Raw genomic sequence first — 25,588 nt, forward strand, 5'->3', positions numbered from 1 at the left:
AAATGATAAACTCTGAATATTTAAACAATCTTAACAATGCTCAAAAAGAGGCTGTTTTACACCTTGATGGACCATTATTAATAGTTGCAGGTGCTGGTTCTGGGAAAACTAAAGTTTTAACCTCTAGAATTGCCCATATTATTAAAGAAAAGAAGGCCTTTCCAAATCAAATATTATCTGTGACTTTTACCAATAAGGCTGCAAAAGAAATGCAAAGTAGAGTAAGCACAATGCTTAACTCGGAGGCAATAGGACTGTCTTGGCTTGGAACATTTCACTCTATTTGTGCAAAATTATTGAGAAAACATGCTCCTGCTGCAGGTCTCACTAGTAATTTTACAATTATTGATACTGATGATCAGGTGAGATTAATTAAGAATATATGCAAGTCAGAGAACATAGACATCAAACAACTAGCTCCTAAATACATTTTATCAATCATAGATAGATGGAAAAATAAAGGCTTTTACCCAAATGAAGTCATTATTACTAAAAACGACATATATGAAAAAACTGTACTCCCTCTTTATAAGATCTATCAACAAAAACTATTGGACCTTAATGCTTGTGACTTTGGTGATTTAATTCTGCATGTTGTAAAAATTTTAGAAAGAAATTTAGATATAAGAGAGATATATTCGAATAATTTTAAATATGTTTTGGTCGATGAATATCAAGATACAAACTATATTCAAAGTAGATGGCTTTATCTGTTGTCTGAAAAACATAAAAATTTATGCTGTGTTGGTGACGATGATCAGTCCATTTATAGTTGGCGTGGTGCTGAAATTAAAAATTTTTTGGAATTTGATAAAGTTTATAAAGATGTAAAAGTAATCAGATTAGAAGAAAATTATCGATCATCTCAAAATATTTTATCTGTAGCTTCAAATTTGATAGCCAACAATCAAAACCGAGTTGGTAAAACTTTAAAAACAACAATGGAAGAAGGTGATCTTGTTAAACTTAATTGTTTTAAAAACGGAAAGGATGAGGCAATAGGAGTTTCAGATGAAATAGAACAAAAACTTAAAAAAAAATATTCATTTAACAATATAGCAATTTTAGTTAGAGCGATCTTTCAAACTAGAGAGTTTGAGGAACGTTTTTTAAAAATTGGTCTACCTTATAGAATTTTGGGAGGGACAAAATTTTATGAAAGAGCTGAAATTAAGGACTGTGTTGCTTATCTAAGATTAATTCATCAACACAAAGATGATTTAGCTTTTGACAGAATAGTAAATAATCCTAAGAGATCTATTGGCGAAAGTACTATTAAATTAATACATCAGTTTTCAAAAGAAAACTCTGTAAGTTTAGAAATATCCTCAAAACAATTAATTGAAAAAAATTTAATTAAACCAAAAACAAAAATAGGTTTAAGTTCTTTTTTATTCTTAATGGATAAATGGAGAAATGATATTAATATAAAAAAAATCAATCACATTAAGCTTCTACAATTAGTTTTAGATGAGTCAGGTTATTCGTCGATGCTGAAAAATAAAAAAGATTTAGAAAATGAAAATAAACTTGAAAATATTAAAGAACTTTTAAGTGCTATGAAGGAATTTGATAACTTAGAAAGTTTTTTAGAGCATGTTGCTTTAGCAACTTCAATTGATCAAGATTGGGATGGTGAAAAAGTTAATATGATGACTATGCATGGCTCAAAAGGACTTGAATTTGATGTTGTATTTTTACCTGGTTGGGAAGAGGGTCTTTTTCCACACCAAAAATCTATTGAAGAAAAAGGTCAAAACGGACTTGAAGAAGAAAGAAGGTTGGCATACGTAGGTATAACAAGAGCTAAAAAAAAAGCCTTAATTTCATTTGCTATGAATAGGTTTTATCAAGGAAATTGGATAGATAGTTTGGCTTCAAGATTTATTGAAGAGCTACCAGAAGAATTTTTAGAAAAAAACTCATTTTTTGATGAGAGCAAAGAAGATGATTTTGAATTTAACCAAGATTTTGAGGCAAATGAAGAGACAAGAAGTCCTGGTTGGATAAGATATCAAAAAAGAATCAAATGATTAAGAATAAAATAAATATATTAAGAAAAAAATTTCATAAATATAAAATTGATGGATATATTATTCCTAAAAATGATGATTATTTTTCTGAATACGCAAAAAACGATAGATTAAAAATAATTACAAAATTTTCTGGTTCAGCCGGCATTGCAGTCATATTAAAAAAAAAAAATTATTTATTTGTTGATGGTAGATACACTATCCAAGCTTATCAAGAATCTTCAAAAAGTTTTAACATAATTGAAATTCATAAAAAACTTCCACATAAAGTTATTAAGAATTATAATTTAGGTTATGATCCAAGTTTATTTACAAACAAAACTCTTAAAAAATATTTTGCACACAACAATCTTATTTCGATTGGTCAAAATCTGATTGATGAAATATCAATATTCAAAGAAAAAATAACAAAACCTTTTTATTCATTAGAAAAAAAAATAGTAGGTGAAACCCATCATTCAAAAATTTCTAAAGTCGCAAGTTTTTTAAATTCAAAAAAAGCTGATTTTTTATTTGTTAGTGCTCCTGAAAATGTAGCCTGGTTGTTAAATATCAGAGGACATGATAACCCAAACAGCCCAATACCCAACGCGAGATTAATTATAGATAAAAATAAAAAAATACATTTATTTTCCGAAAAAACTAAAACGTTTAATATTATTAAAGAAAAAAAAATCAAAAAAAATCAAGTCATTAATAACAGTGAATTTTTGACTACAATAAATCAATTGTCTGGAAGGAATTTTATAATTGATAATAAAACATGTTCAATTTTTTATGAAAATATTATCAAAACAAAATTTAAAATATTAAAGTTAAATGACCCTATCTATAAATTAAAATCGATAAAAAATATGTGTGAAATAAAACATATGATTGAGGCTCATAAAAAAGATGGATTGGCATTAACAAGATTTATTTATTGGATTAAAAATATTAACAAGAAAACTATAACAGAAGTCGATGCTCAAAATAAATTAGAAAAATTTAGAAAACTCAATAAAAAATATTTGTTTCCAAGTTTTAATACTATAGCTGGAACGGGATCAAATGGAGCCATAGTTCACTATAGAGCTACAAGTAAAAATACTCAAAAAATTTTTAAAAAGGATATTTTTTTAGTCGACTCAGGAGGTCAGTATAAATATGGAACAACCGACGTCACAAGAACAATTTGTTTCACCAAGCAAAAGTTAGCCATTAAAAATGCCTACACTAATGTCTTGAAAGGTCATATCGCCGTTGTTAAAACTAATTTAAATAAAGCTAATACTGGGAAAAAAATTGATATTAGGGCAAGAAAATTTTTAAAAAAGGATGGTAAGGATTACGCACATGGGACCGGTCATGGTGTTGGCTTTTTTTTAAATGTACATGAGGGCCCTCAATCAATTTCTAAATACAATAATATCAAAATTGAGAAAGGAATGATTTTAAGCAATGAACCAGGATATTATAAAGAAAATCATTTTGGGATTAGAATAGAAAACTTAGTTTATACAAAAAAATTAAAAAAAAAATTATCTTTTGAAAATCTTACTTTGGTACCCATTGAAAAAGATTTAATTAATTACCAATTATTAGACGAATATGAAAAAGACTATTTATTTAGATATCATTTAAAAATTTATTATGAATATTCAGATTCATTAAATAAAAAAGAAAGAATGTGGTTAGCTAGTCTTATTTAACATTTTAAACCATTCTTTTTGGTCAATAATTTTTATATTTAATTCTCTAGCTGTATTGATTTTTTTAGTTGTTGGTTTCTCGCCAACAATCAAATAGTTAAGTTTTTTATTGACGTTGTTAATTATTTTTCCAGAATTTTGTTCAATTAATGATTTTGCTTCTGCTCTACTGACTCCATTTAACTTTCCTGTTAACATAAAAGTGTTGTTATTTAACAATCCTTTATTATCTATTAATACCATGTTTTGAATTTTAAGATTTTTTTCTAATTCCGATAAAACGTTAAGATTTGTTTTATTTAAAAAAAATTTTGTAATTGATTGAATTTGTGTGTTACCTATTCCATTAATATTATACAAATTATCTATATTTTTGTTATTAGATAATTTAAAAAAATTACTAGGTGATTTTAAATGTCTGGCTATAAGTTTAGCATTTTCTTGTCCTATATGCCTGATCCCTAATGCAAAGATGAACCTATCTAATGAAATATTTATTTTTTGTTTTATTGAAAACTTTAAATTTGATACTGACAATTGTCCCCAACCTTCTAATTTTTTTATCTTATCATAATCGAGATTAAAAATATCCTGTGGTGATCTAATTAGCTTTAAATGCCAAAAAGTTTCTACAATTTTTTTTCCAAAACCATCAATATTAAATGCTTCTTTTGATACAAAATGTTTAATTTTTTCTATAGCAATTTTTTCACATTCATAACCTTTGCTAACACATCTCCTAACAGCATCTTGTCTTTTAGTTATCTCGTTATAATCTTTTACCGTTTTGCTACCACAAGATGGACAATTTAATGGGAAAATAAATTTTTTTGAATTTTTATTTCTTTTTTTTAAATCCACTGAAACAACATGAGGTATTACATCACCGGCTCTTTCAACTGTGACAGTATCTCCAATTCTTATGTCTTTTCGAATAATTTCATCTTCATTGTGAAGTGTTGCATTCGAAACTATTACACCGCCAATATTAACAGGTTTAATTTTTGCAACAGGTGTTAGAGCGCCTGTTCTTCCTATTTGAATTTCAATATTTATTATTTCAGAAATTGAGCTATTTGCAGAAAATTTATGTGCTATTGCCCACCTTGGGGCGTTGGCGGCAAAACCTAATCTTTTTTGTAAGCTAAAATCATTAACTTTGTAAACAACACCATCAATATCAAATGCTATTTCTTTCCTTTTTTCTTCTAGGTCTTTATGATTTTGAATTAAGTTTTTAATACCAGAAATTTTTTTATTATATTGATTTGTTTTAAAGCCCCATATCTTTAAACCTTTTAAAAAATTGGTTTGGTTATTAATGCTCATTTCTTTAGCGTAACCAAAGGTATATGCAATAAATTTAAGTGGTATTCTTGAGGTAATGTTGGGATCTTTTTGTCTTAATGACCCTGACGCTGCGTTTCGTGGATTAGCAAATTTTGCACTAATTTTTTTAAAGTCACTATTTTCTATAAACACCTCTCCCCTAATATCAATTTCACTTGGAAAACCTTTCTCTATTATTTCTTGCGGTATATCATTAATAGTTTTTAAATTTCTTGTTATATCCTCTCCTTCTGTACCATCTCCTCTAGAGAGTCCCTTTGTAAATTTTCCATTAATATAAATTAACGAAGCTGATATTCCATCAATTTTGGGTTCTGCACTATAATCAATTTCTGTTATTTCTTTTAAACTTAAAAAACTTAATATTTTTTTTTCAAAAGTTTTTAAATCTTCCTCATTAAAAGCATTTCCAAGCGACAACATTGGAACTTTATGCTTGATTTTTTGAAAGTTTTTAGATGGTTTAAAGCCTACTGATTTTGTTGGTGATTGTTCACTTTGTAAAAAGTTATATTTATTTTCTAAATCAATTATTTCTTTTTTTAAAATATCATACGTTTGATCAGTAACAATAGGTTTGTCATCATTATAATATAATCTATTATATTTTTGATATAGTTTTATTTTTTCTAAATACTTTTTTTGGACAGTGTCTTCAGTCACGTTATTCAAATAGTTTTTTAAATTTTTTAATTATTCCTTTTTTTTCTTTTTTATCTAATTTAACTATTTTTTTTTCATAATCTTTATTAAACAATTTATAGGATGCTTGATACCACTGGCTAGATCCATAATTATATCCTAAAAAACTTGCATATTTTTTGGACTCTTCCAGAAGGCCTAAATAATAATAGATTTCAACTAATCTATGGATAGACTCCTCAACATAGATCGTGGTTTCATAATCTTCTATAATTGTCTTAAATCTATTAATTGCTGCTATCCATTTTTTTTTTTTCACATAGTGTCTGGCTATATACATTTCTTTGGATGCCATTATTTCATTTATCAAATCTATTTTAAATTTTGAATCTACTGCAAAGTCTGTATTAGGGTAAGTTTCAATAATAAATTGAAATTTATCTCTTGCTTCCATTAATGGTTTTAGATCATTTTTTTCTCCTACAATTTTTTGGTAGTGAGACATTGCTAATAAAAAATGTCCATAGCTAACCCTAGTATCATTTGGATAAGTGTTCAAATATCTCTCTAAATGAAATATTGATTCCGCATAATAATCTTGAACATAATAAGAATAAGCAGCCATCAAAGCAGACTTAGGAGCCCAATCTGATTGTGGAAATAACATTTCAGTTTCTAAAAATTTTTTAGAGGCATAATATGGGTCTCCCTTGTTTAATGAGTCAAGCGCTTTTTTGTAGGTTGTAATTAATTCTTCTTCTTGAGTTATTTCTTTAATTAGTGAAATATTTTCTTTTGGTTTACTACAAGAGTATAGAGCAAATGTTATTAGGAATACTAAACTTAATTTGATTATAAATTTCATTGTGATTTTTTATTTATATAATAAAAAAAATTTAAGCGATAGATCTTAAATGTTTTTTATTGACCAATGAATAAGGCAGACTTTTTTCTTTAATTTCTAGTAAAGAATAATTTTCTCTATTATCAAAAACTTTTCTTAATAATTGATTAGTTAGCTTATGACCACCTTGAGAACAAATTATTTTTCCTATTATCTTATAGCCAGCTAAATACAGGTCTCCCATGCAGTCTAAAATTTTATGGTTTACAAATTCTTTTTCATTTCTAAGGCCATTTTCATTTAATATCTTATTATTTTTAACTACTATTGCGTTATCAAGTTTGCCGCCTTTGGCCAAACCCATCCCTTTTAATTTTTCTATATCCTCATACAAACAAAATGTTCTAGAATTATAAATATCACTCAAGTCCGACTCAAATACTTTTACTGAATTTCTTTGAGTTCCTATAACTTCATTTTCGTATTTTAATTCAAAGTCTATATCTAAACTAATTTTACTTGGTTCAATCGAGATTGTTTTGTTACCATCAATAAACTCTATCTTTTTTTGAATCTTAATTATCTTAATGGGCGCATCGCTATGCTTAATCCCAATTTTAGAAATTGCTTCAACAAATAATTTTGCGGATCCATCTAAAATTGGTGCTTCTTGATTGTCAATTTCAACTAAAGCATTATCGACACCCAATCCATATAAAGCTCCCATCAAATGTTCTATTGTTGACACACTTGCACCATCTTCATTTGAAATAGTTGTACAAAATATTGCACTACTGACATTAAATATATTCGGTATGATTATATTATTTCCCTTAAGATCTATTCTTTTAAAAATTACTCCAGAATTTGGTGCCGCAGGTTTTACTGTCATTGTTACGGCTTTACCACTGTGGAGGCCTACGCCTTTAAACGTAATATCTTTATTAATTGTTTTTTGATTTAAAACAGACATTGAAATCTTATAAATAGTTGAACTAAATTAAGAAAAACAAGAAATGTTACAGGAAAATACTATTTTATCTAAATAGATGAAAAAGTTTTTCAAAAAAACCCTGTTTTATTTGTTTTTTTGGCACCACTACAACCTCTTGTTTGTTATGTGTTTTTCTTAATTTGTAACCAGACTGGCAAACATCTCCCAAGGTTTCCTCCAAGAAATCAATATCTTTAGAAAATGAAATTTTATCTTTAAATTTATTATCTAAAATTTTTGATCCTTCACCCATCAATATCATCTTGGATTGAGTCTTTATCTTCAAATTTGAGACAAGAGATTTATCACATAATTCCAAAATTTCCTCTGTTCTAGCAAAAGCTATTTTTTGTAGCATTTCCAAAGAAAAATTTGGATTATCAGTTTGTGAGTTATTTTTTTCTAAATTTAATTTAAGTTTTTCTGCTTCATTAATATCAATCTTTAAAAGTAGAGAAATATCTTTAGTAATATGATTTCCGCCTATTGGCAGAACGTCTAAAAAAATTAATTTTTCATTGTTAAAGGAAATAATTGATGTTTTTTTAAAACCAATATCAATGAAAGATACCTCTCCTGTTAAATTTAAATTAATTTTATAATTGATTGATTTTGCATAACTAGAACAAATTATTTGATTAATTGATATATTTAATTCTGAAAAAATATTTTTAAAAGTAAGTACTAACTCACTTGGAAGACAGATAAAAATAATATCCAGTGATATGAATTGGCAATCAATTTCATCTGGCAACTCAGAGTAATCAATATTATCAATTTTATAATTATTTATAATTATATGTGCAATATTATAATCTGAATAATATTTTTTTATTTGTTGTTTAGCTTCTTGGATTAAAAATAAAATATCATCTTGTCTTAATTTCAGTTCTTCAATTTTTTTAAATACAGAAATTGCAACAGAAATTGTTTTTGAACTATCTATCATCAGGTCGATATTATCAATATATTGATTTGTGGATTTTTCTAGTGATGCAACAATTTTTTGAATATCTAATTTGAAATTAAATTGATCTGTATAAAAATTACTCTCAATAAAAAAAGGATTGTTCTTGTCTTCTTCATTAAATGCACCTGCTCTTATTTTAGAAAAGCCACAGTCAATTATTGTTTGAAATTTTTTATCACTCATTACTTGACAACTAAATGATTTTTTATTCTCAAATCAATAAATTTATAATCTTTAAAATTATCATTATTGATAAGTTTCTTAGATAAATTTAATGACTCAATAATATGTTCTTGTGGTAGCTTAATCAAAATATCCCTATCAGTTAATATATCCCACCTACCTGATGGGAAAAAAGATAATTCTTTTAAATTTGAAAAAGAAAACACAGATTTTTCAATATCTTTTTTAAATGACAAAAAATCATCAGAATTAAATTCACCAAAAATGTATGGGAGTAATTCATTGTTACTTTTATCTTCAATTAATTTACCATTATCACCTACTAGATATTGACTATTATTAGAAACTCGAGCAATAAATTTAGTTCGTTTAATTTCAATGTTAAGTGTAGATGGGTAAATTTTTTTTATATTAAACTCTTGTATAATATTATGTTTTTCCAAAATCTTTCTTATTTCATCCTCACTAATGACAAATATACTTTTATATAAAAGGTTATTAAGGTTATTTAAGATCTCTGAATTTTTTCTCTCAGAAAGACCTGTAATATTAATTTTACTTATTGATAAAGATATTTTTTTTTGATCATTTATCAACTTTGCACTAGTAGTGCTTAAAATGAATAAAAATAATAAATAAATTATTATCTTATTTTTTTTACCTGTTGATTGATGCATCTTTTAGAATCCATTCAACTAATTTTATAAAGCTTATACCTTTATATTTTGCTATCTCAGGGACCAATGAAAGTTTAGTCATTCCAGGCTGTGTATTTATCTCTAGTAAATAAAACTTCCCATTAAAAAATTTAAAGTCAGATCTCGTAACACCTTTACAGCCTATAATTTTATGAGCTTCTCTTGCTATGCTAGTAATTTTAGCTAGATTATTTTTACTCAAATCTACAGGAATTAAGTGCTTGGTCTTAGCACTAGAATTATATTTTGCCTCATAATCATAAAACTTTCTTTTAGGCTCAAGTTCAATTGCACCAAGTGTTTTATTATCCATTATTGCAACTTGGATTTCTCTACCTGGTATAAATTCCTCAATTAATATTTCATTATAACCTTTTAAAGCTTTTAGATTTTTTATTATATTAGTCTTGTCACAAATATATACATGAACGCTGGACCCTTCATTTATAGGTTTTGCTACTACAGGGAATTTTAATTTTTTTTGAATTAATTTTATAATATTGAGTTTATTTTTTTTATGATTAAATTTAATATATTTTGGAGTAAGTATTTTTTTTTTTATAAAAATTTTTTTTGAAATTTCTTTATCCATTGCTATAGATGACGCAATTATACCTGAGTGCGTATATGGAATTTTTTTAGTCTCTAAGATCGTTTGAATGTATCCATCCTCACCAAATTGTCCATGCAGCGCATTAAAAATTATATCTGGTTTAAATAAAGTAATATTTTTTGATAGACTTTTATCAGGCTCACTAATTAAAACCTTATATCCATTTTTGATTAACTCTTTGGCAACTTGTTTTCCAGTATCTAAGCTAATTAGCCGTTCCTTGGATATACCACCAGATAATATTAAGATTTTTTTTTTCATTTTATTTTAAAATTTTAATTTCTTTTTCTAATACTATTCCAGTTTTTTTTTCCACGCTTGTCTTAACAAATTCAATCAATTTATTCATATCTTCAAAGCTGGCATTATTTTTATTTACAAAAAAATTACAGTGCTTATTTGAAATATGAGCATCTCCAAAGCTGGTATCTAGTGCTACAGATTCTTTTATCAATTGCCAAACTTTTTTATCAGTTTGATCAATTGGATTCTTGAACGTGCTGCCACTTGTTTTTAATTTTGTTGGTTGTGCATTATCTTTCTTTTCCTTTAATTCTAAAACTTCTTTTTCGATTTCTTCTTTATTTTTTCTTAATCCTTTAAACGATGCACTTAAAAAAATTAAGTCCTCTTTTAAATCATTACCTCGGTATTTGAATATAACTTTACTCGCTGGTATTGTTAAAACCTGTCCATTTTTATCAATTACTTGAATTGATACTAGCACATCTTTAAACTCTTTATTAAAACATCCAGCATTCATCTTTATTCCCCCACCTATAGTACCTGGTATGCATGCTAAAAATTCAAATCCACCTATTCCATTATTCAGCGCAAAATCAGAAAGCTTTTTATCAAGACAGGCACTGCCTGCTATTATGACATCATTTGGTAATATGGAGATATTGGAAAAATTTTTTCCTAACTTGATAACAACGCCGTCAAATTTTTCATCACTTATAAGAGTATTCGAGCCCGCACCTAAAATATGTACTTTTTCTTTTTCTCCAAATCTTTTTAAAAACAAAATTAAGTCAGACAAACTATCTGGTCTAAAGTAAACTTTGGCTTGTCCGCCAATATTAAACCAATTGCTCTTTTTTAAATCATAATCAAAGTGAATTTTGCTGCTAATTTCATCTGAAAATCTTCTTATTTCTTCACTGTTCATTAAATCAATCCTGGTAATTGTCTCATCCATGTTGAAATTGTACCTGCACCCATACCAACAACTATCTTTTTACCAAAAATAGTATTTTTAATAAATTTTGCTAATTGATACTGATCCTCAACCATAAACAGTTTTACTTTTGAATTTTTAATAATATCTTTTGCAAAATTATTATATTTAAAACCTAATTTTATTTTTTCTCCAGCTGTATATATAGGACATAATATTACAACATCAGCTTTTTTAAATGATAAGCTAAATTCTTTTTTAAGATCTTTTAATCTGGAAATTCTGTGTGGTTGAAATATGCAAATCACTTCTTCCCTCTTATAAGCGGCTCTCACACCATTTAGCACTTCTCTAATTTCAGTTGGATGATGGGCATAATCATCATAAAAATTAGTTTCTCTATGTGTAAAAATTTTATTAAATCTTCTTTGAACACCCTTAAATTCTTTCAATCCTTTTTTGATAATATTTTGTGATATTCCAATTGTTAATGCCACAGCTACTGCTGCTGTAGAGTTTCTAATATTGTGAATTCCTAATAATGGTAATTTAATTTTTCTTATAGTTAAATTCTTTTTTCCTGGTAAATTTATAGCAAGATCATATTGCGAATATTCTTTTTCTTGTTTTATATTTTTAATACAGAAATGTGATTTATGGTCAATTCCATATGTATAATAATTCTTCATTTTTAATTTACTTAATAAATCTTTATTATTTTTGTCATCTATACAAATAAAAGACTTTCCAAACGAAGGGACTTTATTGATAAATTTAATAAATAATTCTTTAAGATCTTTCATTGAATTATAAAAATCCATATGCTCACGATCAATATTTGTTACTATAGAATAAGTTGGTGGTATATGTATGAAGCTACCATCTGACTCATCAGCCTCTAATATACACCAATCACTTTTACCTAGTTTTGCAGAATTTTTTATTGCATTAAGTACACCACCATTAATAATTGTTGGGTCTAATTTTGTCTTTGAAAATATTGAGGCTAATAGAGACGTAGTTGTTGTTTTTCCATGTGAACCTGTAACAACTATATTTTTTGTTAAAGAGACTATATTTGCTAACATCTCTCCTCTTTTATAAATAGGCAATTGTTTTAGTTTGGCTTCAATTAATTCAGGGTTATTATTTTTAATAGCTGATGAAATGACAACAATTGTTGCCTTTTCTATATTTTTTTTAGTATGACTAATTGTAATTTTAATCTTATCTCTTTTTAATCTTTCAATATTTTTATTTGCAAGAACGTCGCTACCCTGAACATTAAACCCCATTCTTTTCATAATGAGTGCTAGGCCACTCATTCCAATACCGCCTATCCCAACAAAATGTATAATTTCAGTTTTAGCTAATTCAATTTTCATTAATAACAGATATAATTTTCTGATTTATATTATTCCATGTGTTTTCATAGTTAAAATCTTTCATGTTCTTTTTTTTAACAAGATATTTTTCTTTATTATCAATAATATTAATTAGTTTATCGAGTAATATTTTCTCATCTATTTCTTTTTGATTTAACAACCAATTAATCCCAAGTTTATTATAAAAATAAGCATTTTCAAATTGATGGTTATCTTTTGCAGTTGGCAAAGGTATTGCTAAATATGGAATCTCGATAAAATTTAACTCAGCTAATGTTGATGCGCCTGCTCTGGTAATGCATAAATCTGTTTTTTGCATAAAGTTTATAACATCATCATTAAAGTTGAATAATTCACAATTAATATTGTTATTTTCATAAGTTTTTTTAAAACTTTCAAAGTTAATAGAACTAGTTTGTTGATAAATTTTTAGTTTATATTTTTTAGATAATTTAATAATTGTATTTTTAACTAAATCATCAAATATTTTAGCACCTTGACTGCCACCTATTATGAGTAAATTAATTGCATCTAAGGCGTTATTGTTATCCCTCTTATCATAAAAATTTTTTCTTAATAATGCTGGAATTACTTTAATCTTATTTTTAAATTTAATAGGAAATTTTTTGACATTATTAGAATAACAAAATATTTTTTGACAGTAACTTATAAAAAATTTGTTTGATCTACCTAAAACCATATTTGGTTCAAATAACAACAGCTTAATATTTAAAATTTTAGCACCTAGACATAGAGGGAGTGACATATATCCGCCTGTCGAAATTAATATATTAATTTTATTTTTGCTTAAGAAAGAAACAGATTTGAAAATCAAAATTATCATTAAAAGAAAATCAAATGGCATTATTAGTAAATTTTTTGAAATTGGCTTCACATTAAATATCTTTAAATTGTACTCATCTTTGTTTAAAAATTTGACGCCCCTAAAGTCAGATGTCATAGAAACCTCAAAATTATCCTCTAGATGTTTATATATTATGGTTGCGGGTATAACATGACCTCCTGATCCACCGGTGCTAATTAGTATTTTTTTATTCATCTAATCAATTTTTCTTTTTGTTAGATTCAAAATTATTCCAGATAATATAGAAACTCCTACAATTGAAGAACCCCCATAACTTAAAAATGGTAGTGTCATTCCTGTTGTGGGAAATAGTCTTATATTCACCCCAAGATGTATTAATGCTTGAAAAATTATTAGGCTTATTGCTCCAGTTAGCACTAGTTTAATTTTTTCACTTTTTTCTAAATAAATTTTTTTAAAAACAGAGTAAATAAAAAACAAAAATAAAATTAATAACAATATTATTGCAATAACACCAAACTCCTCAGAAATAACTGATACTATATAATCGGTATGAGCCTCTGGAACTCTTGTTTTTAATGTACCTTCTCCTATTCCTTTACCAAAAAAACCACCACTACTGATTGCCTCTATAGCCTTATCAGATTGAAAATTGTGGGTTCCTCCATCAGGGTTAAAGAAAGAAAGAATACGACTTTTAATATAAATAAATTTTGGGATAAAAAAAACCACATATAACATGGCTAAAATAGCAAAACTTATAAATAATAAAATCAATAGTAGATTTATACCAGATATGAAAACTAACATTGCCCAAGATAAAAACACTAAAAGTGTTTGACCAATGTCAGGCTGCATTATTAATAGTAAGCCAGTTGGTATAATGGCAATAATAGTCAATAAATACTTGATATAAATATTATAATTTTTTTCACTACATAAAATTGTTGCTACAAAAATAATTATAAATGGTTTTAGTAATTCAATTGGTTGAAATTGAGGAAGAAAAAAAAGATTTAGCCATCTTTTTGAACCTTTAACTTCAGTACCAAAAATTGGCACTAAAAATAAAAGAAATAAAGTAATAAAAAAAAGATAAATAGAGATTCTAAAAAGATTCCTTTCATTTAGTGAGGAGAAAAACACTAAAGTTAACAATCCAATGAAAATATAGGCCAAATGTTTAAAAAAGAAAAAATAATTATTTGTATCTAATTTATCAGAAGCAATTAATGAAGTTGAAACTAAGGAAAAAAATAAACCCAAACTAAATAAAAATATTATTAATAAAAAAATTGTTTTATCTATATTTTTCCACCAGTTATAATATATTGAATTAAGTGAACTACTATTTATCATTTTATATAATCTTTTATAAGTTTATTAAAATATTTACCTCTTTCTTCAAAGTTTTTAAAACTATCAAATGATGCAGAAGCTGGGCTAAAAAGAATTGTCTTGTTAATAAAATTATTTTTATTTTTAATATCTAAAAAAATCTTATCCATTAAAGTCTTCAAATTTAAAAATGATTGAAACTCCATTTTATTTTTTAATTGAGTAATAAAAAATTTTTGATTTTTACCAAAAATGTATAACTTGATCTTTTTACAATCAGCCTTTTTAAGTAAAAATTTATCTCCCTTTTTAGGTAAACCACCTATTATCCAGTAAATATTTTTTAATGATTTCAATAATTTTTCTGATGAAGAAAAACTTGTTGCTTTAGAATCATTAATAACTTTTAAAAATTTAGAATTATGAATTATTTCTTGTCTATAACTTAACCCTTTAAAATTTTTTAATGTTTTTAATAACAGATCGCTTTTTAAATTTAATAGCTTTGAAACCCTCAGTACAAATGTCAGATTTTCTTTATTACCATCTGTATCAAAATAATGATTATCAATTTTCTTAATAAACTTATCACTTGTATATTTTTCTATTTTCAGAATTAATGGTGCAAATTTTTTTTGCTTTAATTCTTTTTTAATGTAAAAATTTTTTGTATTTAAAATTGCAATATCAATTTTTGATTGATTCTTTATTAATTTAAATTTAGCCCTTACATATTTATTTATAGTCTTGTGCCTTTCGAGGTGATCTGGTGCAATGTTTAAGATTATAGATATATTTGTCTTAAATAACCTGCTGTATTCTAGCTGATAAGATGAAGCCTCTATTACAAATAGAGTGTCTTTTTTGATCTTTTTTTCCAGTAAAATTGGATTACCTATGTTGCCAACTAAACGAACATCTTTTTTTTGGTCTTTTAATATATCGTATAAAAGCTTAGCAGTAGTTGATTTACCATTTGTACCTGTAATAGTTATTTTTTGATTAAGTGCATGTCGACTATAAAAAATATCTAAATCTGTATAAATTTTTTTATGATTTTTTTTTAAAAATTTACTTAATTTACATTTATTAATGTCTATTCCTGGACTGATTATAATGCAGTCAAATTCTTTTTTAATTATTTTTTTGTATGTTGTGTGGGTATCTTTAATTTTTTTTTTAGTAATTATTCGATCATCAAATAAACTAATAACATTACTTTTTTTTAAAAAACTATAAGCAGATAGACCACTTTTACCTAGACCATAAATTAATATTCTTTTTTTAAAAAAGTTTTTTTCTAGATTTAACATTATCTAAGTTTTAATGTCGCTAATCCAATCATTGCTAAGATTATTGATATAATCCAAAATCTAATTACAACCGTTGATTCTGCCCAACCTTTTTTTTCAAAATGATGGTGTATAGGTGCCATTCTAAAAATTCTTTTTCCTGTTAATTTGAATGAAAATACTTGAATAATAACTGACACAGCTTCTAGTACAAATAAACCACCTGTTATTGCTAAAACAATCTCATGTTTGGTAATAATACCAATTGCTCCTAATGATCCACCTAATGCCAATGAACCAGTGTCACCCATAAATATTTTAGCAGGTGGTGCATTAAACCATAAAAACCCTAAACAAGCACCTATGATTGATCCACAAAAAACTGAAACTTCTCCCATACCTTTAAGATAGGGAATGTTTAAATATTCTGAAAATAAAATATTACCCGTTACGTAGCTAATAAATGCAAAACAAGCTGCCACTAATATGACTGGCACTGTTGCTAAGCCATCTAAACCATCTGTTAAATTAACTGCATTAGATGATCCAACAATTATAAAAATAGAAAATGGAATAAAAAACCATCCAAGATTAATAATTAAATTTTTAAAGAAAGGAAAATACAAATTTGTAAGTTCAATATTTTGAGATAACTGAGTTAAACCAAAAATTCCAACAAAGGCTATTAAAATTTGAGAAATAATTTTAAATTTAAATGATACACCAGATGAATTTTTAAACTTAATTTTTTTATAATCATCATATGCGCCTAATAGCCCAAACCCTGTAACAATAAATAACAAAAACCATATATGATAATTTGATAGATCACCCCAAAGTAATATTCCTGAAAATAGTCCAAGTAAAATTAAAACACCCCCCATTGTTGGCGTTCCAATTTTCTTAATTACATGTTCGGTAGGACCATCATTTCTTATTGGATTTAAGATTTTTCTTGCTGAAAAAAATTTAATAAAAGGAGTGCCTATTAATAGAACCACAAACATTGACGTAAACATTGCAAGCCCCGTTCTGAATGTTAAATACTTAAATACATTTAGAAAACTATATTGATCAATTAATTGAGTAACAAGACTATAAAGCATTAAACTTACCAGTTTTTAATTTGTTAACTAGATTGTTAAGTCCAGTAGAGTTTGAACCCTTAATCATTAAATAATCATTATTATTTAAATCATTTTTAATCAAATCAATTATTTTAGACTTATCTTTCAAAATGACACCTCTACGGTGCTTATCAAGGTTTTTATAAGTGTGTAAAATATGTTTGCCCACTACATTAATATTTTTAAGAGAAGTTTTGTTAATATCTTTACCAGCCTCTAGGTGTAGCTTCTTTGAATAATTTCCTAACTCCAGCATATCACCCAGTATTAATTTTTTTTTAGAGTTATCAATTTTTAATTCATCAAAATTTTTTATAGCAGATTTTAATGATAGCGGATTAGAGTTATAACTTTCATCTACTATATAAATATTCTTTTTATTAAATTTAACTTTTGTAATATCACCACGGCCTTTTGCTATCTCATAATCAAAAAATATATTTTTATCTAATTTTTGCGTATCTTTATAAATTGATATAATTACAATCGTCGCTAATAAGTTTTTTAAATAACTTTCAAAAATTGATCTTACATAAAAATAAGTTTGTTTTTTATTAACATTTAATAATATTTTATATCTAGATTTTTCTTTAACTATTTTTTTTAAAAAAATATCTGCTGATTTATTTTTTAAACCAAATGTAAGAACATTTATCTTTTTTTTCTTAGCAGTTTTTTTATGTAAATTATAAAATTTGTCATCTTTGTTTAAAACAAGAAATCCATTTGTTTTTATATTATTAATAATTTCTGACTTTGCTAAAGCTACTTGGTCAATATTCTTAAAATTTTTAATATGCGCATAAGAAATATTTGTAATAACACCAACATCAGGTTTAATAATTTTTGATAAATAATCAATCTCACCTTTTCTGTCCATTCCAATTTCAAAAATACCAAATTTATCATTTTCTCTTAGATTAAATAAACTTAACGGTACTCCAAATTTATTATTAAAAGATTTTGGTGAATAAGTTACATTACTAATCTTACTTAAAGTTTTTCCTAACAATTCTTTAAGGGAGGTTTTTCCACAACTGCCTGTTATAGATATAATTTTACTAGATAAATTTTCTCTTAGTTTTGATGAAGCCTCTGTTAAAAGCTGTAATGTATCATCTACTACAATTTTTTTTTTAGATTTTCTTTGATTGTTAGCTATTACTAATGATGCACCATTTTGGAAAGCTTCGTTAACATATAAATTTCCATCTTTATTATTTCCTTTTATTGCAAAGAATATGTCATTTTTATTTATTGTTTTAGAATTAATTGATGCATTGTTTATTTTTATCTTTGGATTAATTTGAGGAGAGTTGCTAATCTCTTTTAAAATATTTATTTTAAGATTCGTTGAAAGAATTTTATTTTTTAATTTAATATTTTTTAGTATTTCCAATCTGTCAGAAAATTTATTTACAAACTTTCCATAATCTTGAGTCTGTTCATGACCTTTGCCTGCAATAACTAAAATATCACCAGTTTTTAAATCAAATATAGCCTTTTGAATAGCTTTAGATCTGTTTGAAATCTCAAAAACTTTTGATTTATCAATCGTTTTTTTAATAGCCAATCTTATCTTTTTGGGATTCTCATCTCTTGGATTATCGTCTGTTAAATAAACTCTGTCACAGTATTGATTGGCTATTTTTCCCATCATGGGTCTCTTGTCTTTATCTCTATTACCACCACATCCAAATACAATGAAAATTCTTTTATTTTCAAATTGTTCTTTCAAATTAGACAAACAAGTATTTAATGCATCGGGTGTATGAGCATAATCTAAAATAACTTTTGATCTATTTTTTAAAGTTCCAATTATTTCAAACCTACCACTTACTGATTTTACCTTTAAAGCCAATTTCACTATTTTATCAAATTTTAAATTACTTTTTTTAGCAGCTAGTATTGCCATAAATAAGTTTTTTAATTGAATTCTACCAATTAAATCTGTTTGTAATTTATAATGTTTTTGATTGTGTATAATTTCAATTATTTGTTTATCATCCTTAAATTGATGTGAATAAATATCTATTCCATCGTTACTTTTTGATAAAACCTGAAGATTAAATCTATTATTTAGGGATATTTTTTTTAAATTTTTATATTCTGGAATCTTACTATCAGTAATAATGCTTCCTCTAGGTTTTAATAGCTTCTCAAATAGATATAATTTTGATTTAAGATAGTCATTAAATGTTTTGTGATAATCTAAATGATCATGAGATAAATTTGTAAAAATTGCAATATTAAATTTCAAGCCATCAAGTCTATTTTGCTTAAGTCCATGACTAGAAGCTTCCAATATAACATTATCAATTCTTTTTTTTTTTAAATCATTTAATATTTTGCTTAATCCAATTGGATCTAATGTGGTATTAGAAACCTTCTTTAAATTATTTTTTGTCTTAACTCCCAATGTTCCAATAGAAGCTACTTTTTTATTACTTAAGTTTAGTAATTGAAAATAAAAATCTGCAATTGAAGATTTTCCATTTGTTCCTGTTACAGCAATTATGTTTTTTGGTTTATCTTTTTTTATTCTATATGCTAATTCTGATAATGATTTTCTAACCTCATTTGATCTTAAGAATAGTATATTATTCTTTATGCCTTCAAATTTTTGTTCAGAAACAATTGTTGTTGCTCCCTTTTTAATTGCATCATCAATGAATTTACTGCCGTCTGATTTTGTTCCTTTAATTGCAAAAAAAATATAACCTTTTTTACAATCTGCGCTGTTAAAACTTAGACCAGAAAAATAACGATTCCTAAATTCTCTGTTAGTATTTTTAAGAAAACTACCTATCAACATATAAATTTTAATTTTCTATATATTTTGTGGCTAGAATAGGACCAATTTTGTCTATGATTTTTCCTGCTGCTTCGACTGTTGTCCATCCTGCTGTATTCCTTGGGCTGCCTAATAGTTTAAATCCACTACCATCTCTGTACTCATATGTGTAATTTTTATTATTTTTTGTTGACTCAAGCATTACCACTAAAACAAATTTAGGACTGTCTGTTGGAAAAATCGATGCAAGTGTATTAATTTTAGTTTTTGAATATATGCTATTTAACACTTGCTCTGCAGTTCCTGTCTTACCTCCGACTTGGTATCCCTCAACGTTTACTAATTTTGCTGTTCCCTCTGAAACTACTTTTCTCATCATAGAGTTCATTTTTTTTGAAACATCGTTGTTAAGAACTTTTACTTTTTTTTTTTTTCTTTTGAATTATCTCTAATTAATGTTGGAGTGATTTCATAACCACCGTTAGAAATTATCGCATAACCCTTTGCTAATTGTAAAATTGTTGTTGTTATACCATGGCCAAATGCAATAGTTTCTATTTTACACCCTTCATACCAATCTATTTTTAATGGTTTGCCTACTTCATCAATATCAAAATTTATCTTATCAATGATACCAATTGTTTTTAAAAATAATTTATGTTTTTCTATTCCTATTTTTTTTGCAATCCTAATTGAACCAATATTTCCAGATTTAATAAGAATGTTTTCTACGCTCAGATCTGATGGCATTTTATTATCATATTCATTAATTGTATAACCATCTCCACAATTAATACTTTTTTTGGAATCTAAAAGTTTAGTGTCAGGTTCTATCAAGCCATAATTTATTCCAGAGGCAATTGTAAAAGTTTTAAAAACTGAACCCAGTTCATAAATTCCTTTTGTAACTCTATTAATATAATTTACATCAACAATTGTTTCTCTTTTATTTAGATCAAAATCAGGCAAAGATACCATTGAGAGTATTTCACCATTATTTACATTCATTAAAATAGCAGCACCACCTTTAGCATCAAAAATTTTTTGATATTTTGAAAGTTCTGTTCTGATTAAATATTGTATGTCAGTATCTACTGTTAATTGAAGTGGCTTTTTTCTTTGTTTTAATTCTTCATCAAAAGATTTTTCTAAACCAGAAATTCCATTATTTTCATTATCAATCTGTCCTATAATGTGACTAAAAAGGTTTTTTTGTGGATAAATTCTAGTTAACTTTTCTTCAGGTCTAATTGCTTTGTCACCAAGAGACATGACTTTTTGATAATTTGTTGAAGATATTGTTTTTTCAAACTTAAAAAAAATATTTTTATTAAGTTTTTTTTCAACTTCAACGTAATCTTTCTTGGGGAAAATCCACTTTAAATTAATTAATAATTTTTGTTTATCTATTACTTCTATTGGACTGATACCAATATCAATCGAGCTAACACTTTTAACCAAATAATTTCCATTTCTATCAATTATATCTGCTCTATAATCTTTTATACTTGGTGCATAATTTGTCTGAACGTCTAACTTTAATGAGCCCAAATGAAGTAATTGTATTGAATAAATTATTGAGATAATTAAGAAAACAAAAAAAATAAAGGCTATTCTATTAAACTGTATATCTAAATTAGTTTTACTTTTTTTATATGAAAATTCATTTTCATATTCTTCTAGAATAATATTTCTTTTATTATTCATTGCTATTCTTGCTGATTAAGTCGTTTATTTCTAAAATTTCATTATTTTCAGTGATTTCTTTAGTATTCATAATTTCAATTTTAATTAAATCTTTTTCAAAATATTGTGATTGATACTGAATTAATTTTTCAGGAGAACTCAAATAATTAAACTCAAGCAGTACCTCTTCAAATTCTGATTTTAAAGGTCTTATGTTTTCATTGATTACAAAAATTTGATCTTCTATTTCTTTTGTAGAATTTTTGACAAGTGATGTGATCAGTATTAATACGAAAATAACAACTAAAACTAATTGTTTCATAGTTTTTTTGACAAATTCTCAATGTCAATTAAATATTTAAATTTATCCAAGATATCTGTTTCAAAATCAAAAAAGTCTTCTTTTTTAATTACATAACGTAATTTAGCTGATCTGGAGGGTGGATTTTCTCTAATTTCTTTATCACTTGGTATTATTGGTTTTTTTATAACAGATTTAAATAAATTTAATTTTTCTTCAGTTTTTGGCGCATATCTTGAGACACTTTTATTTTCAGACAAACTTTTAAAAAAATATTTAACAATCTTATCTTCTAACGAATGAAATGTTACTACTGCAATAACACCATCTTTTTTAACAACTTTAGCTGCATTGATTAATCCATAAATTAGTTCACTAATTTCTTTATTTACAAATATTCTTAATGCTTGGAAAATTTTAGTTGCACTATGTGTCTTATAATTTCTTTTTCTTTTCGAAGACTCTATAATTCTAACTAGTTCTTCTGTTGTGATTTCTCTTTTGGATCTGTCTTCAACGATATTATGTGCTATTCTTTTACTGTCTAATTCATCACCAAAATGCTTAAATATCTTTGTAAGTTCTTTTTCATCTAATTGATTAATTGCTTCTTTTGCTGAAAAATCATTTATACCCATTTTCATATTAAGTTCGCCTACAGTATCAAATGAAAGACCTTTTTTTGGGTCTTTAATTTGATTCAATGAATACCCTAAATCAAAAATTACAGCTTTGATATTTTCATCCTTTAACTTTAGATTATTTAATTGACTAAATTTGATGTTTTTAAATAACAACCTATCTTCAAAACTATTTTTAAGTTCTTGAGCTTTTTTAAAGCTTTCAGAATCTCTATCTAGCGCAATTACTTTTGTTGCTGGAAAGTTTAATATTTTTTTTGAGTATCCACCTTGACCAAACGTACAGTCAATAAATGTGCCACCATATTGAGGGGTAATAATACTAATTATTTCACTTAGCAATACCGGATAATGATTTCTCATATCTGGTATTATGGTGGCTATCATTTATTTTTTTAAAGACCATTAATTCTTTTGTCTTCTTAAAAAAGCTGGAATTTCTAGATCATCCTCTTCTGAAGTATTGTCTAAAGTTTCAGTTGACAAAAATCCTTCTGCCTCTGAAGTTGCACTATCCGAACTAAATAAATCTGGAGCATCCTCACCTTCTACACCAAAGTTTTCAAGTCCATTAGAAACGTGTTCTTCTTCTATTGGGTTATTTTCTTCAGATTGTGCAGTTGTAAGTGCTTCCTCTGAAAAAGATTGTTCAAAATCATTTGATTGATTATTTTCAACAATACTTTCAACTTCTTGATTGGTAGCAGCTTGTTCATTCATCATTTCTGATGATGCAGTACTTGCAGCTGGCTCTGTAATTATTTCATTTTCTAGTTTTAATGCATTTGCTCCATGTGAAATGGGGCTAGTCATCGTAGGTGAAAAATTAAACGATTGAGCAGAACTTGCACTGTTAAAGTCTGAATAACCAGGGTTTCTATTTTGTATTCTGTGAACCATATTAATTACAGATTTACTTTCTGGTTGTTGCCCATCTAATGCTGTTGCAACTATTGATACTCTGATTTTTCCATCAAGTTCGCTAGATGTAATAGCACCAATAATTACTTCTGCTTCTGGATCTACTTCAGCTCTTATTTTATTAACAACTTCATCTACTTCAAAAAGTTTAAGATCCTTACCACCAGTAATATTTACTAATAATCCTCTTGCACCTTTCAACGTATAGTCATCAATCAATGGATTGCTAATTGCCATATCCGCTGCTTTAGCTGCTCTACCTTCTCCTTCAGCTTCACCAGTTCCCATCATTGCTTTACCCATTGAAGCCATTACAGTTTCAACATCAGCAAAATCTAGATTAACTATACCTGGTCTAACCATTAGATCGGTTACACTTTGTACACCTTGCATTAAAACATTATTTGAAAGATTAAAAGACTCCTCAAATGTAGTTTGTTCATTTGCAACCTTAAATAGATTTTGATTTGGAATTACAATAATTGTATCTACATGTTTTCTTAATTCTTCAAGGCCTAACTGAGCTCTTCTCATTCTTGATGGTCCTTCATATAAGAAAGGAAGTGTTACAACACCTACTGTTAAAATATTTAATTCTTTAGCAGCTCTTGCGATAACGTGTGCAGCACCTGTTCCAGTTCCACCACCCATACCGGCAGTTATAAAAACCATGTTTGCACCCTGAAGTGTATTTACAATTTCATTTAAAGATTCATCTGCAGCTGCTTGACCAATGTCATGTTTCGCTCCAGCACCTAAACCTTTTGTTAAATTTAAACCAATTTGAATTCTTGCTTTAGCTTTACTCGACTTTAGATCTTGAGCATCTGTGTTTACTGCTATGAACTCTACTCCTTGAAGTCCACTATCAATCATTTCATTAAGCGCGTTTCCGCCTGCACCACCAACTCCCACAACTAATAATCTTGGTTGTAATTCTTTAATTTCTGGTGATTTAAAGTTAATTGTCATTTTTATTTCCCCTCATTGTTATTAAAATGTTTTTCCCATTTAAGACTTGCACGGTTTAGATTTGCTTTTTTTCTTGCATTGATCTTAAATTTTTCAAATGCTGCTGGTTCCCATATTTGGAATGTTTGACCTTGACCAACAAACACCATGCTGTTCTTAATTTTTGCATGCTTTAATAATTTTGTTGATAATGAAATTCTACCTTCACTATCAAATTGTAAATTCATACTCTCAGATAAAATTGATGTTGCAAAATAGTCTCTTTTTTCTTCAAATGGGCTTAATGAGTCTATGCTTGCAGAAAGTTTTTCAATTCTATCTTGAGAACAAGCTTCTATAGATTGATTATTAAATGAGGGATAACAGATTACACCGTTGTATCCTAAGTTAGAAAGATGAGATCTAAAACTAGCAGGCACAGATACTCTTCCCTTTTTGTCTATTTTGTTCTCGTAAGTAGATAAAAACATATTTTTTATATTTCATAAATTCCATATTTGGGAACATATGGGATAATATGGGTTTTTAATCACAGAGTCAATATGTTCATTTTAGGCCTATTTAGCAAAGTTTTAGATAAATTTTATGTATCTATATTAAGTCAAAATCAATTTTTAGTTTTAACTCAATACAATTCACGAACTAAAAATAAGAACAGAAGTGATTCAATTATGAATCAAAAGGTGAACATTTAAAATTAATTAAAATTGAGCTGTGGATAAGTTTGCTAGACAAACTATAAGCCGGGTTCTGTCATTTAAACCTATCATTTCTCTAGGCTTAAGATCACTCTTAAGCTCAAGCAACTAACCCTGATGACTAGCCAAAGACGGCTTTTAGTTTTGCAACAATATCATCTCTACTTAGTCTTGCTCCCAGTGGGGTTTTCCAGCGTTCATTGTTACCAATAGAACCGGTGCGCTCTTACCACACCTTTTCACCCTTGCCATGTTATGGCGGTATATTTTCTGTGGCACTATCCCTAGGGTTTCCCCCGCCAGGTATTACCTGGCACTGTGTCTTTGCGGAGCCCGGACTTTCCTCTTTAATAAATTAAAGCGATAAGTCGTTCATCTAGCAGATGTAATTTATTACTAAACTATAGAA

General features: G+C 26.8%; 21 protein-coding genes and 1 other RNA gene. 2 read left to right on the forward strand and 20 right to left on the reverse strand.

The genetic code is table 11. From position 1 onward, the window contains the following. Window positions 1-2 precede the first annotated feature (2 nt). Both ABXT55_RS05605 and ABXT55_RS05610 read left to right on the forward strand, forming a co-directional pair. Window positions 3-2,033, forward strand: a complete 2,031-nt coding sequence (locus ABXT55_RS05605) for an ATP-dependent helicase (protein WP_415284342.1) — start codon at window positions 3-5, stop codon at window positions 2,031-2,033. After that, on the forward strand, window positions 2,030-3,724 hold the full coding sequence (locus ABXT55_RS05610) for a M24 family metallopeptidase (protein ID WP_415284343.1): 1,695 nt from the start codon (window positions 2,030-2,032) through the stop codon (window positions 3,722-3,724). Before ABXT55_RS05605 ends, ABXT55_RS05610 begins: the two co-directional genes overlap by 4 nt. Here ABXT55_RS05610 and ligA read toward each other — a convergent pair. The 20 genes from ligA to rnpB form a co-directional block, all read right to left on the reverse strand. After that, window positions 3,707-5,737, reverse strand: a complete 2,031-nt coding sequence (ligA, locus tag ABXT55_RS05615) for an NAD-dependent DNA ligase LigA (RefSeq protein ID WP_415284344.1) — start codon at window positions 5,735-5,737, stop codon at window positions 3,707-3,709. The two genes, ABXT55_RS05610 and ligA, sit on opposite strands and share 18 nt — an antisense overlap. A 1-nt stretch (window position 5,738) precedes the next feature. Next, window positions 5,739-6,581, reverse strand: a complete 843-nt coding sequence (locus ABXT55_RS05620; protein WP_415284345.1) for an outer membrane protein assembly factor BamD — start codon at window positions 6,579-6,581, stop codon at window positions 5,739-5,741. Window positions 6,582-6,612: 31 nt separating this feature from the next. Next, a complete protein-coding gene (gene lpxC, locus ABXT55_RS05625; RefSeq protein WP_415284346.1) occupies window positions 6,613-7,533 on the reverse strand; it encodes a UDP-3-O-acyl-N-acetylglucosamine deacetylase in 921 nt (306 codons plus the stop codon). Window positions 7,534-7,597: 64 nt separating this feature from the next. Further along, window positions 7,598-8,707 carry a cell division FtsA domain-containing protein gene (locus ABXT55_RS05630; protein WP_415284347.1) on the reverse strand — a complete coding sequence of 370 codons (1,110 nt, stop codon included), beginning with the start codon at window positions 8,705-8,707 and terminating at the stop codon, window positions 7,598-7,600. After that, complete coding sequence (locus tag ABXT55_RS05635) at window positions 8,707-9,384, reverse strand: cell division protein FtsQ/DivIB (RefSeq protein WP_415284348.1); 678 nt, start codon at window positions 9,382-9,384, stop codon at window positions 8,707-8,709. The genes ABXT55_RS05630 and ABXT55_RS05635 overlap by 1 nt, the downstream gene beginning before the upstream one ends. After that, entirely contained in the window at window positions 9,365-10,279 is a 915-nt protein-coding gene (locus tag ABXT55_RS05640) for a D-alanine--D-alanine ligase (protein ID WP_415284349.1), read from the reverse strand. Before ABXT55_RS05640 ends, ABXT55_RS05635 begins: the two co-directional genes overlap by 20 nt. Window position 10,280: 1 nt before the next feature. Continuing rightward, the gene (gene murB, locus ABXT55_RS05645; RefSeq protein ID WP_415284350.1) at window positions 10,281-11,219 is read right to left on the reverse strand and encodes a UDP-N-acetylmuramate dehydrogenase; all 939 of its coding nucleotides are present in this window, start codon (window positions 11,217-11,219) and stop codon (window positions 10,281-10,283) included. Then, window positions 11,189-12,583 (reverse strand): UDP-N-acetylmuramate--L-alanine ligase, encoded by a 1,395-nt coding sequence (murC, locus tag ABXT55_RS05650; RefSeq protein ID WP_415284351.1) that lies wholly within the window; start codon window positions 12,581-12,583, stop codon window positions 11,189-11,191. The genes murB and murC overlap by 31 nt, the downstream gene beginning before the upstream one ends. Further along, the gene (locus tag ABXT55_RS05655) at window positions 12,573-13,643 is read right to left on the reverse strand and encodes a UDP-N-acetylglucosamine--N-acetylmuramyl-(pentapeptide) pyrophosphoryl-undecaprenol N-acetylglucosamine transferase (RefSeq protein WP_415284353.1); all 1,071 of its coding nucleotides are present in this window, start codon (window positions 13,641-13,643) and stop codon (window positions 12,573-12,575) included. Before ABXT55_RS05655 ends, murC begins: the two co-directional genes overlap by 11 nt. Continuing rightward, window positions 13,644-14,768, reverse strand: coding sequence for an FtsW/RodA/SpoVE family cell cycle protein (locus ABXT55_RS05660; RefSeq protein ID WP_415284354.1), 1,125 nt, complete (start codon window positions 14,766-14,768; stop codon window positions 13,644-13,646). It abuts the gene before it with no gap. Then, complete coding sequence (gene murD, locus ABXT55_RS05665; protein WP_415284355.1) at window positions 14,765-16,060, reverse strand: UDP-N-acetylmuramoyl-L-alanine--D-glutamate ligase; 1,296 nt, start codon at window positions 16,058-16,060, stop codon at window positions 14,765-14,767. Before murD ends, ABXT55_RS05660 begins: the two co-directional genes overlap by 4 nt. Next, window positions 16,060-17,145 carry a phospho-N-acetylmuramoyl-pentapeptide-transferase gene (mraY, locus tag ABXT55_RS05670; protein ID WP_415284356.1) on the reverse strand — a complete coding sequence of 362 codons (1,086 nt, stop codon included), beginning with the start codon at window positions 17,143-17,145 and terminating at the stop codon, window positions 16,060-16,062. Before mraY ends, murD begins: the two co-directional genes overlap by 1 nt. After that, window positions 17,135-19,981, reverse strand: a complete 2,847-nt coding sequence (murF, locus tag ABXT55_RS05675; RefSeq protein WP_415284357.1) for a bifunctional UDP-N-acetylmuramoyl-L-alanyl-D-glutamate--2,6-diaminopimelate ligase MurE/UDP-N-acetylmuramoyl-tripeptide--D-alanyl-D-alanine ligase MurF — start codon at window positions 19,979-19,981, stop codon at window positions 17,135-17,137. Before murF ends, mraY begins: the two co-directional genes overlap by 11 nt. A gap of 7 nt (window positions 19,982-19,988) precedes the next feature. Continuing rightward, window positions 19,989-20,339 (reverse strand): penicillin-binding transpeptidase domain-containing protein, encoded by a 351-nt coding sequence (locus tag ABXT55_RS05680; protein WP_415284358.1) that lies wholly within the window; start codon window positions 20,337-20,339, stop codon window positions 19,989-19,991. Window positions 20,340-20,377: 38 nt separating this feature from the next. Next, window positions 20,378-21,667, reverse strand: a complete 1,290-nt coding sequence (locus ABXT55_RS05685; RefSeq protein ID WP_415284359.1) for a penicillin-binding transpeptidase domain-containing protein — start codon at window positions 21,665-21,667, stop codon at window positions 20,378-20,380. Continuing rightward, on the reverse strand, window positions 21,660-21,968 hold the full coding sequence (locus tag ABXT55_RS05690; RefSeq protein WP_415284360.1) for a cell division protein FtsL: 309 nt from the start codon (window positions 21,966-21,968) through the stop codon (window positions 21,660-21,662). Before ABXT55_RS05690 ends, ABXT55_RS05685 begins: the two co-directional genes overlap by 8 nt. Further along, on the reverse strand, window positions 21,965-22,975 hold the full coding sequence (rsmH, locus tag ABXT55_RS05695) for a 16S rRNA (cytosine(1402)-N(4))-methyltransferase RsmH (protein WP_415284361.1): 1,011 nt from the start codon (window positions 22,973-22,975) through the stop codon (window positions 21,965-21,967). Before rsmH ends, ABXT55_RS05690 begins: the two co-directional genes overlap by 4 nt. An 18-nt stretch (window positions 22,976-22,993) precedes the next feature. Then, complete coding sequence (gene ftsZ, locus ABXT55_RS05700) at window positions 22,994-24,481, reverse strand: cell division protein FtsZ (RefSeq protein WP_415284362.1); 1,488 nt, start codon at window positions 24,479-24,481, stop codon at window positions 22,994-22,996. Between the two features lie 2 nt (window positions 24,482-24,483). Beyond that, the gene (gene mraZ, locus ABXT55_RS05705) at window positions 24,484-24,951 is read right to left on the reverse strand and encodes a division/cell wall cluster transcriptional repressor MraZ (protein WP_415284363.1); all 468 of its coding nucleotides are present in this window, start codon (window positions 24,949-24,951) and stop codon (window positions 24,484-24,486) included. Between the two features lie 253 nt (window positions 24,952-25,204). Continuing rightward, window positions 25,205-25,559: RNase P RNA component class A (gene rnpB / locus ABXT55_RS05710), an RNA gene on the reverse strand. Between the last annotated feature and the right edge of the window lie 29 nt (window positions 25,560-25,588).

Origin of the sequence: Candidatus Pelagibacter sp. Uisw_130 (assembly GCF_047722505.1) — a bacterium.
GTDB lineage: Bacteria > Pseudomonadota > Alphaproteobacteria > Pelagibacterales > Pelagibacteraceae > Pelagibacter.

Coding starts and splice junctions, on each gene's coding strand:
- ABXT55_RS05605 (WP_415284342.1), top strand. CDS start 3: ATGATAAACTCTGAATATTTAAACAATCTTAACAATGCTCAAAAAGAG.
- ABXT55_RS05610 (WP_415284343.1), top strand. CDS start 2,030: ATGATTAAGAATAAAATAAATATATTAAGAAAAAAATTTCATAAATAT.
- ABXT55_RS05620 (WP_415284345.1), bottom strand. CDS start 6,581: ATGAAATTTATAATCAAATTAAGTTTAGTATTCCTAATAACATTTGCT.
- lpxC (WP_415284346.1), bottom strand. CDS start 7,533: ATGTCTGTTTTAAATCAAAAAACAATTAATAAAGATATTACGTTTAAA.
- ABXT55_RS05630 (WP_415284347.1), bottom strand. CDS start 8,707: ATGAGTGATAAAAAATTTCAAACAATAATTGACTGTGGCTTTTCTAAA.
- ABXT55_RS05635 (WP_415284348.1), bottom strand. CDS start 9,384: ATGCATCAATCAACAGGTAAAAAAAATAAGATAATAATTTATTTATTA.
- ABXT55_RS05640 (WP_415284349.1), bottom strand. CDS start 10,279: ATGAAAAAAAAAATCTTAATATTATCTGGTGGTATATCCAAGGAACGG.
- murB (WP_415284350.1), bottom strand. CDS start 11,219: ATGGATGAGACAATTACCAGGATTGATTTAATGAACAGTGAAGAAATA.
- murC (WP_415284351.1), bottom strand. CDS start 12,583: ATGAAAATTGAATTAGCTAAAACTGAAATTATACATTTTGTTGGGATA.
- ABXT55_RS05655 (WP_415284353.1), bottom strand. CDS start 13,643: ATGAATAAAAAAATACTAATTAGCACCGGTGGATCAGGAGGTCATGTT.
- ABXT55_RS05660 (WP_415284354.1), bottom strand. CDS start 14,768: ATGATAAATAGTAGTTCACTTAATTCAATATATTATAACTGGTGGAAA.
- murD (WP_415284355.1), bottom strand. CDS start 16,060: ATGTTAAATCTAGAAAAAAACTTTTTTAAAAAAAGAATATTAATTTAT.
- mraY (WP_415284356.1), bottom strand. CDS start 17,145: ATGCTTTATAGTCTTGTTACTCAATTAATTGATCAATATAGTTTTCTA.
- murF (WP_415284357.1), bottom strand. CDS start 19,981: ATGTTGATAGGTAGTTTTCTTAAAAATACTAACAGAGAATTTAGGAAT.
- ABXT55_RS05680 (WP_415284358.1), bottom strand. CDS start 20,339: ATGATGAGAAAAGTAGTTTCAGAGGGAACAGCAAAATTAGTAAACGTT.
- ABXT55_RS05685 (WP_415284359.1), bottom strand. CDS start 21,667: ATGAATAATAAAAGAAATATTATTCTAGAAGAATATGAAAATGAATTT.
- ABXT55_RS05690 (WP_415284360.1), bottom strand. CDS start 21,968: ATGAAACAATTAGTTTTAGTTGTTATTTTCGTATTAATACTGATCACA.
- rsmH (WP_415284361.1), bottom strand. CDS start 22,975: ATGATAGCCACCATAATACCAGATATGAGAAATCATTATCCGGTATTG.
- ftsZ (WP_415284362.1), bottom strand. CDS start 24,481: ATGACAATTAACTTTAAATCACCAGAAATTAAAGAATTACAACCAAGA.
- mraZ (WP_415284363.1), bottom strand. CDS start 24,951: ATGTTTTTATCTACTTACGAGAACAAAATAGACAAAAAGGGAAGAGTA.